The following is a 16,045-nucleotide window of genomic DNA, read 5'->3' on the forward strand; positions in this document are numbered from 1 at the left end:
ATGAGAGATTTAGTTGTAAAAGATAATGCCTTAATAAATGCTAGCTATAACTTAGATTTAGTAGAACAACGTTTAATACTATTAGCCATTGTTGAAGCACGTGAAAGTGGTAGAGGTATTAATGCGAATGATCCATTAGAAGTTCATGCTGATAGTTATATCAATCAATTTGGCGTACACCGCAATACAGCCTATCAAGCTCTAAAAGATGCTTGTAAAGATCTTTTTGCACGTCAGTTTAGTTATCAAGAAAAAAAGGCTAATGGGAATATCAGAAATGTTATGAGTCGCTGGGTTTCTCAGATTGCTTATAACGACAATGAAGCGACTGTAGACCTAATATTTGCTCCAGCTGTCGTTCCATTCATCACCAGGTTAGAAGAGCAATTTACGAAATATGAACTACAACAAGTCAGTAGCCTTAGTAGTGCTTATGCTATTCGTTTATATGAGCTTCTAATTCAATGGCGAAGTGCTGGTAAAACACCAATTATAGAGCTACAAGAGTTCAGAAAAAAATTAGGTGTTCTTGATAATGAATATTTACGGATGGCTCACTTAAAAGAACGTGTGCTAGAACTTTCAATTAAGCAGATAAATGAACATACAGATATTTGTGTAAAGTATGAGCAGCATAAACGGGGGCGCTCAATATCTGGTTTTTCGTTTAACTTTAAACAGAAAAAAAAGGACTCTCCACCTCTAGTAGATAGAGATCCTAATACTTTAGATTTCTTTACAAAGATGACTGATGCACAACGCCATATGTTTGCAAATAAACTTTCCGAACTTCCTGAAATGGGTCGTTATTCCCAGGGAACTGAAAGCTATCCGCAATTTGCTATTCGTATTGCTGAGATGCTGCAAGACCCTGACCGAATAAAAGAACTATACCCATACCTAAAAAAAGTGGGATATATGCCATCAAATAAAAAGGACACCGTAAATGGCTAAGTTATCACTAAGTGAAGTATCTAAAAAATTTCATGTGGATAGATCAACTATTTACAGAGCTGTACGTAATGGACGTTTATCACGCTCCAGTGATGGACAATTCGATCTAGCAGAGGTCATCCGATGCTTTGGAGAACCTGAGCAAACATCTCAAAAAATTGAATCATCTAAGCAAGAAGGTGATGAATCTACAAAAAAACTTATTGCCCATTTAGAAAATGAAGTCAAAAAATACCAAGAACGTGAAGAACGGTTAATGCAACAAATTGACCGTATGCAAACACTCATTGAGCTGAAAAGTGTTGCACCTGCCACAGCAGCACCACAACAAGATGCTACGGCATGCGACACCGATCTACCACAGCATGCGACAACACAACAAGACAATGATAATAAAAAGAATAATGAATTAAATATTGCAGAAAATGTGGCAGTGCCACAGCAAGAAACTACGGCATACCACACCCAAACGCTACAGCATGCCACGTTGCAGAATGTGGCAGTGCCACAACACAAAAAACGTGGATTATTTGGCCGTGTGCTAAATGCTGTTTTTGATCATGACTGAGCAATCTAGGGAGAGAAATCATGCCGAAACTGAAAGACATTGCCCTGGGCATTATTGTGGCTCCGCTGCTGATCCCGATTATGCTAATTGCATCGTACCAGGATAAAAAGGCACTGAAGAAAGAGCTGGATGAACGCCAAAAAGAAAAAGCCCAGGCTTCCTGATTATTCACCTGGGCTTATTAAAGCCGTGGAACATTGCTCAATAAGTAGGCGTGGAACGTGACAAATCATTAAAAAAGCCCAATCAGGTCTGATTGGGCTTTTTTATGGATACTAAAGCTCTGATTTAAAAAGACAAATTAAAAGCATTTCGTATAAGGTGTATTATGTTAATTTTAGGGAAATTAAAGAGTAGAAATGAACTTAAATCTAAATAATAAAAAATTTGTAAATGCTAAAAATACATCTAATGGAGAAGTATCTCACGAGACTATTTTTAATTATTACCAAGTAGGTGAGCGTATAGAAGCTACCTATTCTGGTGGCAGTATTACCAATGGACATTTACTAGGTTTCATGACTTCTGAAAAAACTTTCACTATGGCATACCACCACATCAATGAGATGAATGAATTACGTATAGGTGAATGTAATACTGAGATTGAGATCCAAGCCAATGGAAAAATTAAGTTAATTGAAAACTGGCAATGGCGTAATGGAGACTGTTCTACAGGCGAATCAATACTTGTTGAAATGTAAGGTAGAAATAAATAAAGCCCTGATCTTAGATCGGGGCTTCGTAATTAATTTTAGAGAAAGTTAAAAACATGAGAAAAGAGTTAAGAGAAATATTTATTCATGGATGTAATGAGAAAATTGAGAAGAAAGGAGATAGCGTAGGTTTATCTTTCTATGCCTTTTTCAAGAATAAAAATGATAATCCTGAGCTTTTAATGGAAGCAGCTAATTGGTGGATCATGCAACATAAATTAGATCATTTCGAAAAAGCCGTAAAAATTAAAGCTCTTGTTTTAAGTGAATCTTCGCTTAACTTAACATAATGGCTGTTATACGCAATAAAAAAACCTGGGCACCAACCCAGGTCTAAAATTTAAAAAACAGATAAATATCAGTGCAATAAACTCATTTTTCTAATTTCGCATAACGTGTATTATGTTAATTTTAGAAAAATTTAAAAAATGAAGAAACTACAAATCATCTTTTCAGTAATTTTAGTCATAGTAATTTTATGGGGTATACAATGGATGTTTCATGGTTTTCCAGTAAAACCTTCAAACATCAATAATGTAAAACCTACTGGAGATATAGAATCTAACTTAAATGCATTCTTAACTGACACAGCTTTACCACGAATAATAGAGAGTTGTATTCCCTTCTATAATGAAGATTTTAGAAAACTAAATTCTCAGCTTAAAAACTCACCTGATTTAATTAAGGCTGATCACTTTAATAAAGCTCAATTAATAACAATTAATTCTGATACAAGAAAAAAAGAAGCCAACTTATCTACTGTAAATATTATTAATGAATTTTTTACTGTTTTAGATAGTCCAATGACTAATCCAGAAATGCTACAAAGATGTTTCGGAAATTATGGTTATACACTTCAAGACATGAGAAGGATTAAGAAAAAATTTAGCAATTTTGCAAGGCTTTGTTGCATAAAGGTTTGAAAGGCTGAGTTCCCTTAAGCTACTCAAATTTAAGAGACAACTTGGGTATGAGGGCGACCTAATTCTGTGAATTTATTCAAGACTGCTATGCGTGCATGGATCTCATTCACCTGACTTGGAAAACTCCGCGCTGTTAATTTATCGCCTAATAATTTGATGCAATGCATCTTGGTTTCAACCAAACTTCGACGGTGATAACCAGACCACTTTTTCCAAAGCGATCTGCCTAGCCGTTTGACTGTCTTTAATAATTCGTTCCGCTCTATAGACCTCGCTTGCTGATCCTTCCAAGGCTTTGCATTCTTTCTAGGTGGAATGATCGCATGTGCATCTCGATCTAAAATGACTTGTCGGCAGTGCTTTGTGTCATAAGCACCATCTGTATAAACAGAATCAATTGGTTCATCCAAGGGAATTTGAGCAAGTAAATCTTCGAGTACTTGAGAATCACTGACATTATTTGTGGTGAGTTGTACTGCACGTATTTGCAGGGTTTTAGCATCTATAGCAATGTGAAGCTTACGCCATTGGCGACGATATTCAGCCCCATGTTTCTTGCGTTTCCATTCACCTTCACCAAGAAACTTCAAACCAGTAGAGTCTACGAGTAGATGCAGTCCATCACTACTTTTTTGATAGCTAATCGCAATATCAATATGCTTTTGTCTACGACAAAGGGTGGAATAATCCGGAGCTGTCCAATCTAATCCAGAGAGTTTAATCAGACTTTGAACAAAACCTGTGACCATACGTAAAGAGAGTCGGAATAGTAATTTGATCATTAAGCAGCATTGAATCGCTGTATCGGAGTAGGTTTGATTTCGACCTTGCTTGCCTTGTGATTGTGCATACCACTGAGTCTTTGGATCAAACCAAATGGAAATATTACCTCGGTTAATTAAGGCTCGGTTATAGGATGACCAATTGGTTGTACGGTAGATTTTAGAGGCAGGCTTATTCATTTTGAAATTATATTGCTGAATAAGCTTTTGATGCTAGGTTTGTGCAACAAAGCCATTTTGCAAACTCAAATTAATTAGATACCCTGCATTTAACATAATGGTTGTTATGCGAAATTCCTAGCATATTCACCTTTTGTCTTATATCTTTGTTTTTACCAATAGGTAAAATATATTCATAACCTACATCGGAAAAGTAGGTAGTTAAGAAAAAAATTGCAGAGATTTATAAGCCTTATAGTAACGGGAGAGACTATAGGGCTTTTTATTTATCTTAATATTCATATACCTAATGGATTTGCTTTTCAACTAGTTCCAATTTGTTTAATGCTTGCCGTTTTTTATGATCATTATTAATCTTTACAACTAGAGCTAAAATAAAAACCATCACTATAAAAACAAGGAAAATCAAATGCTTTTTCATCATTAATTCCGTCTTTTGATCTTTAAAAATGCCTTGCTCCTTTGTAAATAGATATGACATAAGGGAAGCACTGATACAAGCCTTTTTAAATGACTTTAGCAACTCGATAAACAGTTGCAACTCCACAATTCACTGCTTTGGCAATTTCTTCCTTAGTCATATTGCCAGCTGCTAGTAATTCTTTTATTCGTTTGTGCTTAGCCTCATTGGCTTTCTTACCTGTTGGCTTGTAACCCGAACGTGCCAAGCCCTGCTTAATACGTTCTATACGTTTCTCATTGTCCAGGCGGGCCATTGTTGCCAGGAGATCAATCAACATATTGTTGATGAGATCCAGGATTGAATGAGTAATGCTGTCACTGGTTTGAATCATTTGGTAGGTAGTAGGAAGATCTGCTACGACTAAACGAAGTCCCTTCTCCTGGATCCTGCGCTTCAGCTCTTGAAAATCCTGTTGGGTTAGGCGTGATAATCGGTCAATACTTTCAACCAACAAGGTGTCGCCTTGATTTGCTTCTGACAGTAGCTTATTCAATTCAGGTCGGTCTAACTTCGTACCACTATAGTTTTCCACGTACACAATGGTTTCGCCCAAATTCAAGTTTTGGTTTAGATCCTGAAGAATCTGCAAAGCCCTTTCTGCATCTTGATCTTTAGTTGAAGCTCGTAGATAAATACGTGTATTCATTTCTATCATTTAATCTTAATTCTATTAGATTAATGATAACAATATCATTTAATTATTGCATTAAGTCTAATGATAGATATTGTATGCGATTTGGCTCGCTATCATTCAGCTATACTCTTTTGATAAAAAAAGCATGACTAAAAGCCATGCCTTGGGAATTCGTATAACGCGTATTATGTTGATTTTAGGAAATTTAAATATTTACCTTATAATTTAACTGTAGTTCATCCGCATTTTCCCCTCTAATGCCCCAGTTTTCTTTAGGAGTTTCAAATATAGTTATCTCAACATCATTTGAATCAATACCGCATAGATTGTTTATATTTTCGAATAGAGTCTTAATAAATGCTTTTTTAGTCTCTTTTGTTCGTCCATCGAACATGGAAATTTCAATAATTATATAAGATGTACTGCGGTCTGCTGGATATATAAAATTTTTGGATTCTAGTGGAATAAAACGTTGAAACCTTTTTTCTTCAGGGTATTTTAATTCTTTAACTAAAGCCTGATGGATAGCTTTACTTAAATTATCACGATGTAATTCTATAGTTTCATCTAAAGCATAAATTTTTATCTGAGACATTACTTTCTCTAAATTAAAACCCTAATTTTACCTTAATTTCTCCCCCTATTTAATATAGGGGCTATTATACGAAATTAAATAAATATTTAATTATCAATCAGATAGTATTTTTTTAAAATTTCGTATAACGTGTATTATGTTAATTTTAGAATTTCTTAATCTAAACTTGAGATTTAATCCAGTCTCTCAAAATAATTAAAGCCTGCCGTATATATTTGTTTAAAGGATATCCCGCACTTATTCTTATAAAATTAGAATACTTTTGATCTTCTCCAAAAACTTCACCTGGCACAATATTGATCCCTTGCTCCTTAGCAAACCTATACATATTTAGACTATTAATACCTTTAGGCATTTGAATCCATAAGGCATAACCACCTTGAGGTTGTGTAATTTTTATCTCTAAATCTGCAAAATTCTGACTAATAAAGGATCTATATTCTTCAACTTGATTCAGCAATGTATATCTCAATGTATTGAGATGGTTTCTATATGCTCGGCAATTAATAAAATCCGCTAAACCCAGTTGTAATGGGGTATTTACAAGACTTAGTAACGAAAGGAGATTGCTTCTACGATATTCTTGTTGGGATGGCAAACACAGCCAGCCTATCCGATATGCAGGAGATAAAGATTTTGAAATAGAGCTACAAAGGAATACGTACCCATCTTTATCCCAGTACTGAATAGGCAATGGTTTTAATGTGGAATGACCACATTCAGAATAGATATCATCTTCGATAATAAAACATTGATATTTGGCAGCAAGCTGAGCAATTTTTTCTTTATCAGCATTGCTAAGGCAAAAGCCTAGAGGGTTGTGATAGTTGACGGTAAGGAGACAAACTTTAGCTCCAGATTCAGCCATGATTTCTTCAAGACGTTGCAGATCGATCCCCGTGTTAAAGGCTGGTATTTCTACAATTTTACGACCTAAATTAGCAAGTAATAATTGTTGCCCATTATAATTTGGTGTCGGAACAATAATACTATCTCCCACCTTAGTTAAAAGTTGGATAACTATAGATATTGCGGGCATACAGCCATGAGTTATAAAAATCGAATCTTCTTGAATATAAATTCCATCTTCAGCCCAATGATTAGATAAAGCTTGACGTAGTTTAAGATGTCCTTGTTTATCACTATAAAGAAAATCTTCTGGAGCACTGTGCTTTAGGGCACGTTGTACAGACCTTCTTAATGTTTCTGTGGGGATCAGTTTAGGAGAGAGCTGTATAGCGCCCAAGTGTATTCTTGATTGATTAATAGAAGCTTCTTGTATTTCATTTTGTAGTTCTAAATTCGTGATGCTACGTGGGTGTGAACTAAATTCTGGGTAAGTTGGTAAATCTATAAGTTTGGGGAGATTTTTTACAAAGTATCCACTTTTGGGTTTAGAAAAAATAAAACCTCTTGATTCTAATAATTCATAGCAAGATTTGGCTGTTGTTATGCTGACGTTATGATGCTGTGCAAAAGATCGTAGAGAACTCAATTTATGATTAGGTTGTATTTCACCTGAAGTAATTTTTTCAGCAATTTGATTTGCTAAGTTCTGATAATAAAAAGTCAAATCTGTACTCTTTTTTAAAATAAAATTGTATCTGTATATCTTTATATCAAAAAATTAATATGCAGAAAATGTACTTAATTATCTTTACCCATTATGAATAAGTTTATCTACATCCTTTGTTTAGCCTCCTTATGTACAGCATGTATAACCCAAGAAGATCATGTTCAAACTAAAGAAATGAACTATGTCTGTTCATCACTAACAAAGAATTATTTAAGGATTAGCCAACTTGATGCTTATGAAGTGTGGAAGAAGGTACAAAGCACATCGGATAAAATTCAAATTTTATATGCTAAACATCAGGCTAATGGACAAATAACATTTAACCAAACTACCAAGTTATTTGAATGTAAAAGAGAAAAAAACAAATATATTCTAAGTGAAATTGACCAACACTCACTAAAGATAAGTCCACTTATAACATTAAGACTCTCTATTTAACATAATGGCGGTTATACGAAATGCTCTTTAAAAAATGCATGTATATCAATTAATTATGATATAAATATGCAGGGCGCAAAACCTAAAAAACCGACTTGGAAACAAGTCGGTTTTTTTATGAGCGGTTTTGATAGTTCTTGCCAATAAATTTGACTAGAAATTACGCTTCTCAACTTGAGTGATACAATTTTGTGATACATTATTGTATATACAAATTTGAATGTTTTTTATGGAACAGTATTTCGAATGGGATGAGGCAAAGAATCGAAAGAATCAGAAAAAACACGATGTCTCTTTCGAAACGGCAAGCCTTGTTTTTGAAGATCCTCTGAGGATCTCAATTCAGGACAGACATACCGATGGTGAAGAACGTTGGCAAACCATTGGAAGAGTAAAAGGCGTACTAATGCTATTAGTAGCTCACACCATCTTCGATGAAGATGGCTTTGAAATCATACGAATCATTAGTGCAAGACAAGTCACTAAGGCGGAGCGAGATAAATATGAGCACGGTTAGATACTCACGCAAAGAACTAAATGAAAAATTTAGTGAGAAGCAAGATGCTGAAATTCAACGCTTGCTTGCTAAAGGGACGGTTCCTGATGATCAGCTAGATCTATCAGATATTCCTGAAATTACAGACTGGAGTAATGCTGTACGCCATAATCAATTCTATCGCCCAGTGAAGCAACAGACTTCCATTCGTTTAGATGCTGATGTACTTGCATGGTTTAAAGCTCAAGGTAAAGGCTATCAAACACGAATGAATGAAATTTTACGAGATGCTATGCTCAAAGAATTAAAAAATCATCAATAAAAATGGGAGTTTAAGCTCCCATTTTTGACTTCGCATAACGTGTATTATTATGTTAATTTGGCTTTTTTTGCATAAATATTCGTAACCATATGATTTGAAAGGGTTTATTTGATTCTTAATCCAGTTTTTAATTTAATAAAATCAATGACTTATATATTTATACAACAAAGCCGTTCTAAAGGGATAGTAGATGGATGTTTGTAATTTGGATTGGTCAATTATTGCTACCTATCAAGGTGTGATGGGAACTTATTTAGGAGTAGCAGCAACAATAGCATCACCAATAATAGTTGCTATTTATATTTATAAAAAATGGCATGATCAGAAAGGAAAAGAAGTTATAGCTAATGAAGCAAAGGAAATTTTAAAAATAGTAGAAGAGTTAAAAAATGACTATATGTATAGATACGGAAATATGGATAGTTTAATTAATTATAAAGAACTTTTTAGCAAAGAAGATTTATCTACTAATAGAATTAATAGCTCTAGAAATGATAGGAAATATAGAGATAGGGTAAGATTGCTATTAGAAATAATTGAAGATAAAGATATAGAAGCAGTTCAATCTGATATAAAAAATTATGGATTTCAATATATCCACCAAGAAATGCGTGTTGATAATGAAGAAAAATTAAAAATTTTAGAGAAGAAATTAAATCTTTTAGTAGATAGTCTGAATGATTTAAATCGAATCCTCATAGAGTATATGATGTATAAAAAGGAAATTGTTTTTCGATCTAAAAGCGCATAGGCGGAATACACCTCACACGTTTGAATAGCCACCAATTTTCTAGGCATTATTTAGTTAGTTAAAATGGCTATTTAACATAAAAACTCTTATATGAAATAAAAAACCTAGGCACCGGCCTAGGTCTTAAATTTAAAAAAATACATAAAAATTAAGGTTATAGTCTTAATTTTTCAACTTCGCATAACGTGTATTATGTTAATTTTAGAGACTGTAACTTAGATTATGAAAAGGCCCATCAAAAGATGGTTATGTGTGTCTAGAATTTTGGTGGCTATTCATCTCCCTCATAATTGCGAGGTTGATTTACCTCATAGATTTAGAGTTTTTTAACGTTCTCATTAAATCCATTTGTCTTAAACTTAAACTGCTTTGAGCCATTTTTATAAAATGGTAGCTCTATAATTATTTCGTTGAACTTTCCTATATTTTGCTTAAAAGCCTGTGTATTTCCACGAAATACCAACATAGTCCCATCACTGCCTGCATAATCATGGGGATGAAATGTAATATCTTGAACAGTAGTATTACCAAACTTTATTGAGCCATAACAACCATATTTGCCACAATCGTACTGCCCTCTATCAATTGTTAGAAAAATCTTAGTGTCGTCTGTATTAGCGTTCAAAATATCTAGAGTTAAATAATTAATACCATCATATGGAAAATCCAGTCCAGCACTATTTTCAGACCGTAATGAGAGCCATTTGGTCTCAGTGCCACGCATCTCATCCTTACTAGATAATAATTGCCAAGTATTTTCTTTGACTTGAGTATTCTGATTACTACTCGTAATTTTTTTATTGGAGTCAGAGGACTGATCACACCCTCCCAAAGCCACAGCAGTGATAAACGATAAGATTAACTTTTTCACACAATCATCCCAAATATTTATTAATCAAGATACTAATTCTTTATTAATCAAGATACTAATTCTTTATTTAAAAAGACTCCAGCACTTGTACAGTTATTCTATTAGAAGTTGTATCGTAGTCCTGCCCTGTATGTTACCCCATCATGCCATGAGTAAGTTCCATCATTACACAGGTTTTTACCACCAGGTAATTCACTTACAGATAAGGTGTTCGATAATGTAATCTGCCTAACCTTAGAAGTTAAAAAAATAAAAAAGTGGGGAATATATGATCATCAAGTCCTTTCCGCAGCAGAAGGTATTGATGAAAATGGAAATTTCATTTGGACTGATGGTACAGATTTTTCTTCTATTCCTATCTATAATTTTACAGAACATGAAATGAATAAATTAAAAGATATTAATAGTGCAGATCTATCTCACTTTAATAAGGCCTCCAGAAAGTAATTGTTCTTATCAAAATTTGTCTATTTAACATAAAATCTCTTATATGAAATAAAAAACCTAGGCACCGGCCTAGGTCTTAAATTTTAAAAAATACATAAAAATCAAGGCTATAGTCTTAATTTTTCAACTTCGCATAATGTGCATTATGTTAATTTTAGGAAAGCTTAAGATATTTGAACACCTACTAATGTAAAATTATCTTTAGGTTCATTCTCTTTACATTTAGAGACTAATTGAAAAAAGTAATTAGAAAATTCCTTTTCTTGTAGCGCTAAATCTCGGAAAAATTTTTTCGTAATAACCTGATAAAAACCATCTGAGAGAATTAAAACTCTATCATCAGGTTTAACAGTGAATATTTTTGATTGATAAGTAAATCCATCTTTTATACCTAACGCATTCGTAAGTATATTTTTTCTTGGGTACACTAAAGCTTCTTCTTTAGAGAGAACCCCTTCAGACACAAGTTTATTTACTTCAGTATCATCAATCGTAAGCTGTTTTAGCCCCATTCCTCGAATAACATAAAGTCTAGAATCTCCTGCATGCACTACATGCATTTGTTTGTTCTTGATAAAAGCAACTGTAAGAGTTGTTGCCATATTTTTTAATTCAGGAACACTACTTCCTTGCGTGATTAGAGCTTCATGCGCTGATTTCATACTGATTTCAAGTGATTCTTTAATAGAATTTTTTTCTACTGAATTAGAAAAAGACTTGTAGAATGTAGAAATTGCAAGTTTAGAAGCAATTTCTCCTCCATTATTTCCTCCAACCCCATCAGCAACAGCAAGTAATAACCCCGCTCCACAAGAAGCACTCATGTAATAGTCTTGATTGGAAGACCGAGGTCCAATACCTGTATAGTAAAGAGGGAACACTTAAGAATCACCAAAATAGTCGCGTAGTGTGATAGGAAGCTTATTTCTTGAAGTAGAAATAGATCTTTCAAGATGATTCAATCTAGCACAAACTTCTCTATGACCTATCACTCGAGCCTCGAGTGTAAATCTCTTACAAACTCGATCATTTGCATCTATTGCATATTTCATGAATTTTTCTTCCACATACCATCTATTATGACTAGCTCCCATAATGAGCCATGCTAGTAAAATATGTGCTTTAAGACCTACATCATTTAAAGAAATATAGAATTTTTCCAATTTACTTGCTATCACATCACATTTCGTAAAATCGTGTGAAATTTTTCTTACCCAAGATGCGTAAACAGTAGCAAATCGGATGGCAATGTCAGGGAAGATTAAAATATTTTCTATCGTCTCATTAGATAATTCATTAAAAATATAATAGGAGTCATCATCATAGATATCATCCTCCAAATAATTAACTATTTTCTGAAGAGTGTATTCATCATATACAGGAGTATTTAGTAAATATTCTCTGAAATTTAATGCTGACTGTGATACATCAAGATCATCGTCGCTATCAGATAAGCTTTCGACTAAAACCTCTCGCAAATCACTAACATTACTAAATCTCTGAGCTGGATTTTGTCTTGTGCAAATTTCAATGATATCAGCAACTCTTGAGTTAGGATCACTAATAGTCTGACAAGGTACTCTCGATCTAGTACCAAAGAGATCATGTAAAATACACCCAAAAGAATAAATATCAGTGGCCTTAGTTGCATTACGTAACTCTTCAACAATCTCTGGAGCTGTATAAAAATCACTGCCCATTCGAAGTCCAGTTTGAGTTAATGCCGAAATTTGCGTGTCTTTTAGTGACACTAATCCAAAATCACTAATTACATAGTTATCACCTAAACGTAAAATATTTTGAGGCTTTAAATCTCTATGTAAAATATCGAGTGAATGTAGCTCCTCTAAACCAGCAAGAATATCTAATAAAGCAACTAGAGCATCTTTAATATTTGCTTTTAAATAAGATATATCATCAGCTAATGAACTATCAGCTAATGGCATAATGTAAGACGGAGGATTTGTTTGTAAATCTGAATCCAAGATAGGCATAATATTGGCGTGATTGATGCCTGATAAAATACTCACTTCTCGAATGAATCGCTTACGGACATTATCAATTAATGACATTTCCAAAGAAGTCTGAGGGCGGAAAGTTTTCTTTGCCGCTTGTGATCCATCTAGGTACTCAATTAAGTTAACTTGACCAAACCCACCACAACCAATTTCTTCTAAAACTCTATACATATTATTAATTTATAAAGACTGATTTGCTAAAAATTATAGCTTAAATTATTTAAACTTTATAAAAATTTTTAGAACTGAAATATCGATATTTAACATAAAATCTCTTATATGAAATTTAGAACTTATCCCTTAAAAAGATCATTAAAAAGCTCTTTATCTTTCTGTCTATTTTCTTCTGTCTTACTTTCCGCACTTAAAAACTGCTCAAAATCAGCCCATTGATGTTTAAAAGATTCATCATTTTTAAATTTATTCAAAACCCAAGCGCCAAGCAAAATTTTCCGTCTAGTTTCATTTTTCCGTTCTTGAGCTTTTGCTTCGCTTAAAAGTTTTTGCTGTTTGAGTTTAAGCTCATTCTGTTTCTGTTTTGCCTGTTCTAAGATCTGCTCTTGTTCTTTTTTTAAATACTCAATTTGCTCTTGCAGGGATAATTTTTTCTGCTGTGCTTTGGTGAGTTTCTTTAAAACTGTATCTTTCTTTTCTTGAATATCTGACATAGTATTAAACCGTGATGATCAATAATCAAACATCATCATAGAGTCAAAAAACAAAGCAAGCAATATCAAACGTAGCGAAGCGAAGTTTTCCCGGAGTGAAACGAAGGGCGCACTTACCCACTTTTATCATTTCATTTAAAAGTGGACGTTGCGACAGGGGAAACCCCTGTACCCCATGACCTCGCTTTAGCATGGTCAGCAACTTTTTCAAAGTTGCGAAAATCAAAAACACGATATGCAGAAATTTAGGTTTTTAAAATGGCAATTTTTCATTTGAATGAAAGCAACATCTCACGAAGTGACGGACGTTCAGCCGTTGCTTGTGCTGCTTATCGTGCCTGTGAAAAATTAGAGGATCTGACTTTTGGAAAGACTCAGGACTACACTAAAAAAAAGGGACTTGCATACAAAAATATTTATGCACCAGAACATACCAATACAAAACTTTTAGACCGTCAAACACTTTGGAATACAGTAGAAAAAAAAGAATTCAATGCCAATGGCTCAATGAAAGCCAATGCACGACTCGCCAAAGAATATATCTGTGCTTTACCACATGAATTAACAGATGCAGAACGCATAAAAATCGTTGATGACTTTTGCCGAGACTTTGTGAACAAGCACAATGTTATTGTCGATGCCTGCATCCATGCACCACATGAACATAACGATGAAACCAATAATAAAAACTATCACGTACACATGATGTTCACTACCAGACTCATCAATGAAAAAGGCGAATTAGGAAAGAAACAAAGAATCTTCAACGACCATGGTCCCGAGATCCTGAAGGACAGCCGAGCAACTTTTGCCAATGTTGTAAACACAGTATTGGAAAATGCCGGACTAGACGAACGCATCGACCACCGGAGTTACAAGGATCAGGGCTTAGACTTTCTTGAACCCACTCATCATGAAGGGCATGAAGCTACAGCACTTCGCAGACAATATGACGAGGAACAAAAAAGACCGCTTGAAGAACGTAACACTGAAATTGTGCTACCAAGAATTGCACTTGAAAATGATGCAATCAAAGCCAAAAATTTAGATGCTGCACGAGAATACCAACAGATCATCAAGGGCCTTGATCAAGAAATTATTGTTCCAAGTCGATTAGAAGATCAGATTCCCCAGCTGGAAAACGAACTTCAGTTAACCGAAGCAGAAGAAAAAGAGCTTTTAGCAGAATTAGTAAATCTCAACCTAGAAGAAGAACGCCTGCAAGAACAACAGGTTCAACAGATCGACAACGCATATGATGACTTCATCCGGTGCCAGGATATTTATGCAGAATTTGCCAATCAGTTTTACACCATTCAAAGCAATGCTGCTGATAATCAAAAGCAGATTGAATCAAATCTCACCAAGACAAAACGATGGTTAGCAGAAAACAAAAGCGATTTTTACTTACATACCAATAATTTGTTTTATGACTCTTATCATCATACTTACAGAGATATAAAAAAACCTGATTTTTATGCGACTGAAAAATCAGTAGAACAGGCAAAAAATGAGAACTGGAGAGAATACGCAACCGAGGTCGAACAACTTGCTAAAGAATACGATATTGAGAATGTTGTCCAACGCTTAGGCCAATGCTCAGAGATACTGGAAAATAATGGGATTGAACGACCAACGATAAAACCCTCGTTTTGGCAGAAGCTAAAACGAGAGTACGTTCATTCATTCGATACCCTACATGATTTTAATGATGATATGAGTCCCCTCCTTAAAGCAAAACGGGCAGATGATCTCAAAATTGAACAAGAAAGAATGCAGCAAGTACGCCAAGCTGAAGTAGATCGCCAACGAAGAATTGAAAATGATCGCAGAGAAAGTGAATTTAGAGAGCAATTACGTAAAGAACGAGAGCAAAAAGAACAACGCTATGAACAAGAAAGACGCGAACGAGAACATTTGGCATTTTTAAAACGCCAAGAATTGGAAAAACAGCAGAAAAACGAGCCTAAAAAAACCGAAAATGAAAATAACAACGACTACCGACCTTGGTGAATCTTGTTTAAACGCAAAAAAATAGGGTTTTTAGCGATGTTTTGCTAAACCACAGTAGATTTATAGTTGAGTTAAGAAAAAACTCTTAAATCGCAAATGAGAGCATTTAGCGAGTGTCTACGAGCGAACTACAGGGATCTAAATTTTTTCACCTGTTTTTCCCTGATTACAGGCTCCCCTGTGTATCAAGAATTCAGAATCAGAGCATCCCGAATGGGTGCGAACTGATTACGGTGACTTTATGTCGAGCGAAGCGAGTGAAAAAGCTCTATGAGCGAAGCGAATTCCGAGTTGCTTTTCTTTTTTAAAAAGTCACGAAATTTTAAGCCAAAAATTGCCCCTACGAACTGAGCGAAAGCGAAGTTCAATAGAGTTTGAGCGTAGCGAAAACCGAGGGCAATTTTTCCTTGCCTGGGCTTTTAATTATTTTTAAAGTTTTTAAATGCTTTTAGACATGCTGAAAGCCTTTATTTACAACACTTTCAAAGGATATATGTCCACGTTTACCTTGCAATATGTCCACGTTTACCTTGCAATATGTCCACGTTTACCTTGCAATATAACTACGTTTACCTTGCATAAGTCCACAAATAATATTAACGTGTACTTATACACAATAAAAAATTAGTGGCT

At 34.4% G+C, this 16,045-nt stretch carries 18 protein-coding genes and 1 pseudogene; 11 read left to right on the plus strand and 8 right to left on the minus strand.

Translation table 11 applies throughout. The features are described 5' to 3' along the window. Positions 1 to 25: 25 nt before the first annotated feature. The 6 genes and pseudogenes from repM to E5Y90_RS16885 all read left to right on the plus strand — a co-directional run. Positions 26 to 954, plus strand: a pseudogene (gene repM, locus E5Y90_RS16860) (replication initiation protein RepM); the annotation flags it as partial. After that, complete coding sequence (locus tag E5Y90_RS16865) at positions 947 to 1,522, plus strand: plasmid replication DNA-binding protein (RefSeq protein WP_002011656.1); 576 nt, start codon at positions 947 to 949, stop codon at positions 1,520 to 1,522. The pseudogene repM and the gene E5Y90_RS16865, both read left to right, overlap by 8 nt. Positions 1,523 to 1,542: 20 nt before the next feature. Continuing rightward, positions 1,543 to 1,686: a hypothetical protein gene (locus tag E5Y90_RS16870; protein ID WP_162898103.1), complete on the plus strand. Its 144-nt coding sequence runs from the start codon at positions 1,543 to 1,545 to the stop codon at positions 1,684 to 1,686. A 195-nt stretch (positions 1,687 to 1,881) separates the two neighbouring features. Then, positions 1,882 to 2,223, plus strand: coding sequence for a hypothetical protein (locus E5Y90_RS16875; RefSeq protein ID WP_104472901.1), 342 nt, complete (start codon positions 1,882 to 1,884; stop codon positions 2,221 to 2,223). 68 nt (positions 2,224 to 2,291) lie between these two features. Beyond that, positions 2,292 to 2,525 (plus strand): DUF6500 family protein, encoded by a 234-nt coding sequence (locus E5Y90_RS16880; protein WP_111885980.1) that lies wholly within the window; start codon positions 2,292 to 2,294, stop codon positions 2,523 to 2,525. 138 nt (positions 2,526 to 2,663) lie between these two features. Continuing rightward, positions 2,664 to 3,158 carry a hypothetical protein gene (locus E5Y90_RS16885; protein ID WP_174660696.1) on the plus strand — a complete coding sequence of 165 codons (495 nt, stop codon included), beginning with the start codon at positions 2,664 to 2,666 and terminating at the stop codon, positions 3,156 to 3,158. A gap of 29 nt (positions 3,159 to 3,187) precedes the next feature. Here E5Y90_RS16885 and E5Y90_RS16890 read toward each other — a convergent pair whose 3' ends face one another. The 4 genes from E5Y90_RS16890 to E5Y90_RS16905 form a co-directional block, all read right to left on the minus strand. Continuing rightward, on the minus strand, positions 3,188 to 4,120 hold the full coding sequence (locus tag E5Y90_RS16890; protein ID WP_174659137.1) for an IS5 family transposase: 933 nt from the start codon (positions 4,118 to 4,120) through the stop codon (positions 3,188 to 3,190). 506 nt (positions 4,121 to 4,626) lie between these two features. Next, positions 4,627 to 5,238: a recombinase family protein gene (locus E5Y90_RS16895; protein ID WP_004889724.1), complete on the minus strand. Its 612-nt coding sequence runs from the start codon at positions 5,236 to 5,238 to the stop codon at positions 4,627 to 4,629. 184 nt (positions 5,239 to 5,422) lie between these two features. Then, positions 5,423 to 5,812 carry a tautomerase family protein gene (locus tag E5Y90_RS16900; protein ID WP_046206304.1) on the minus strand — a complete coding sequence of 130 codons (390 nt, stop codon included), beginning with the start codon at positions 5,810 to 5,812 and terminating at the stop codon, positions 5,423 to 5,425. Between the two features lie 160 nt (positions 5,813 to 5,972). Beyond that, positions 5,973 to 7,385: a PLP-dependent aminotransferase family protein gene (locus E5Y90_RS16905; protein WP_046206303.1), complete on the minus strand. Its 1,413-nt coding sequence runs from the start codon at positions 7,383 to 7,385 to the stop codon at positions 5,973 to 5,975. A 670-nt stretch (positions 7,386 to 8,055) separates the two neighbouring features. Between E5Y90_RS16905 and E5Y90_RS16910 the strand changes: the two genes are divergently transcribed. From E5Y90_RS16910 to E5Y90_RS16920, 3 genes are all read left to right on the plus strand, one after another. Beyond that, on the plus strand, positions 8,056 to 8,343 hold the full coding sequence (locus E5Y90_RS16910) for a BrnT family toxin (protein WP_174660697.1): 288 nt from the start codon (positions 8,056 to 8,058) through the stop codon (positions 8,341 to 8,343). Next, a complete protein-coding gene (locus tag E5Y90_RS16915; RefSeq protein WP_000108900.1) occupies positions 8,330 to 8,644 on the plus strand; it encodes a BrnA antitoxin family protein in 315 nt (104 codons plus the stop codon). Before E5Y90_RS16910 ends, E5Y90_RS16915 begins: the two co-directional genes overlap by 14 nt. 190 nt (positions 8,645 to 8,834) lie before the next feature. Then, a complete protein-coding gene (locus E5Y90_RS16920; protein ID WP_174660698.1) occupies positions 8,835 to 9,395 on the plus strand; it encodes a hypothetical protein in 561 nt (186 codons plus the stop codon). Positions 9,396 to 9,711: 316 nt separating this feature from the next. Here the strand turns inward: E5Y90_RS16920 and E5Y90_RS16925 are convergent, their stop codons facing one another. After that, entirely contained in the window at positions 9,712 to 10,266 is a 555-nt protein-coding gene (locus tag E5Y90_RS16925) for a hypothetical protein (protein WP_174660699.1), read from the minus strand. A 207-nt stretch (positions 10,267 to 10,473) separates the two neighbouring features. Here E5Y90_RS16925 and E5Y90_RS16930 point away from each other — a divergent pair, with 207 nt between their 5' ends. Beyond that, complete coding sequence (locus tag E5Y90_RS16930; RefSeq protein ID WP_174660700.1) at positions 10,474 to 10,713, plus strand: hypothetical protein; 240 nt, start codon at positions 10,474 to 10,476, stop codon at positions 10,711 to 10,713. Between the two features lie 164 nt (positions 10,714 to 10,877). Here E5Y90_RS16930 and E5Y90_RS16935 read toward each other — a convergent pair whose 3' ends face one another. From E5Y90_RS16935 to E5Y90_RS16945, 3 genes are all read right to left on the minus strand, one after another. Further along, on the minus strand, positions 10,878 to 11,537 hold the full coding sequence (locus tag E5Y90_RS16935; protein WP_174660701.1) for a PP2C family protein-serine/threonine phosphatase: 660 nt from the start codon (positions 11,535 to 11,537) through the stop codon (positions 10,878 to 10,880). A 57-nt stretch (positions 11,538 to 11,594) separates the two neighbouring features. After that, positions 11,595 to 12,902 carry a serine/threonine-protein kinase gene (locus tag E5Y90_RS16940; protein WP_174660702.1) on the minus strand — a complete coding sequence of 436 codons (1,308 nt, stop codon included), beginning with the start codon at positions 12,900 to 12,902 and terminating at the stop codon, positions 11,595 to 11,597. Between the two features lie 122 nt (positions 12,903 to 13,024). After that, a complete protein-coding gene (locus E5Y90_RS16945) occupies positions 13,025 to 13,399 on the minus strand; it encodes a hypothetical protein (RefSeq protein WP_002011652.1) in 375 nt (124 codons plus the stop codon). A 258-nt stretch (positions 13,400 to 13,657) separates the two neighbouring features. Between E5Y90_RS16945 and mobQ the strand changes: the two genes are divergently transcribed. Next, positions 13,658 to 15,412, plus strand: a complete 1,755-nt coding sequence (mobQ, locus tag E5Y90_RS16950) for a MobQ family relaxase (RefSeq protein WP_174660703.1) — start codon at positions 13,658 to 13,660, stop codon at positions 15,410 to 15,412. Positions 15,413 to 16,045: the final 633 nt, after the last annotated feature.

Source organism: Acinetobacter sp. 10FS3-1, from assembly GCF_013343215.1.
GTDB classification, from domain to species: domain Bacteria; phylum Pseudomonadota; class Gammaproteobacteria; order Pseudomonadales; family Moraxellaceae; genus Acinetobacter; species Acinetobacter lwoffii_C.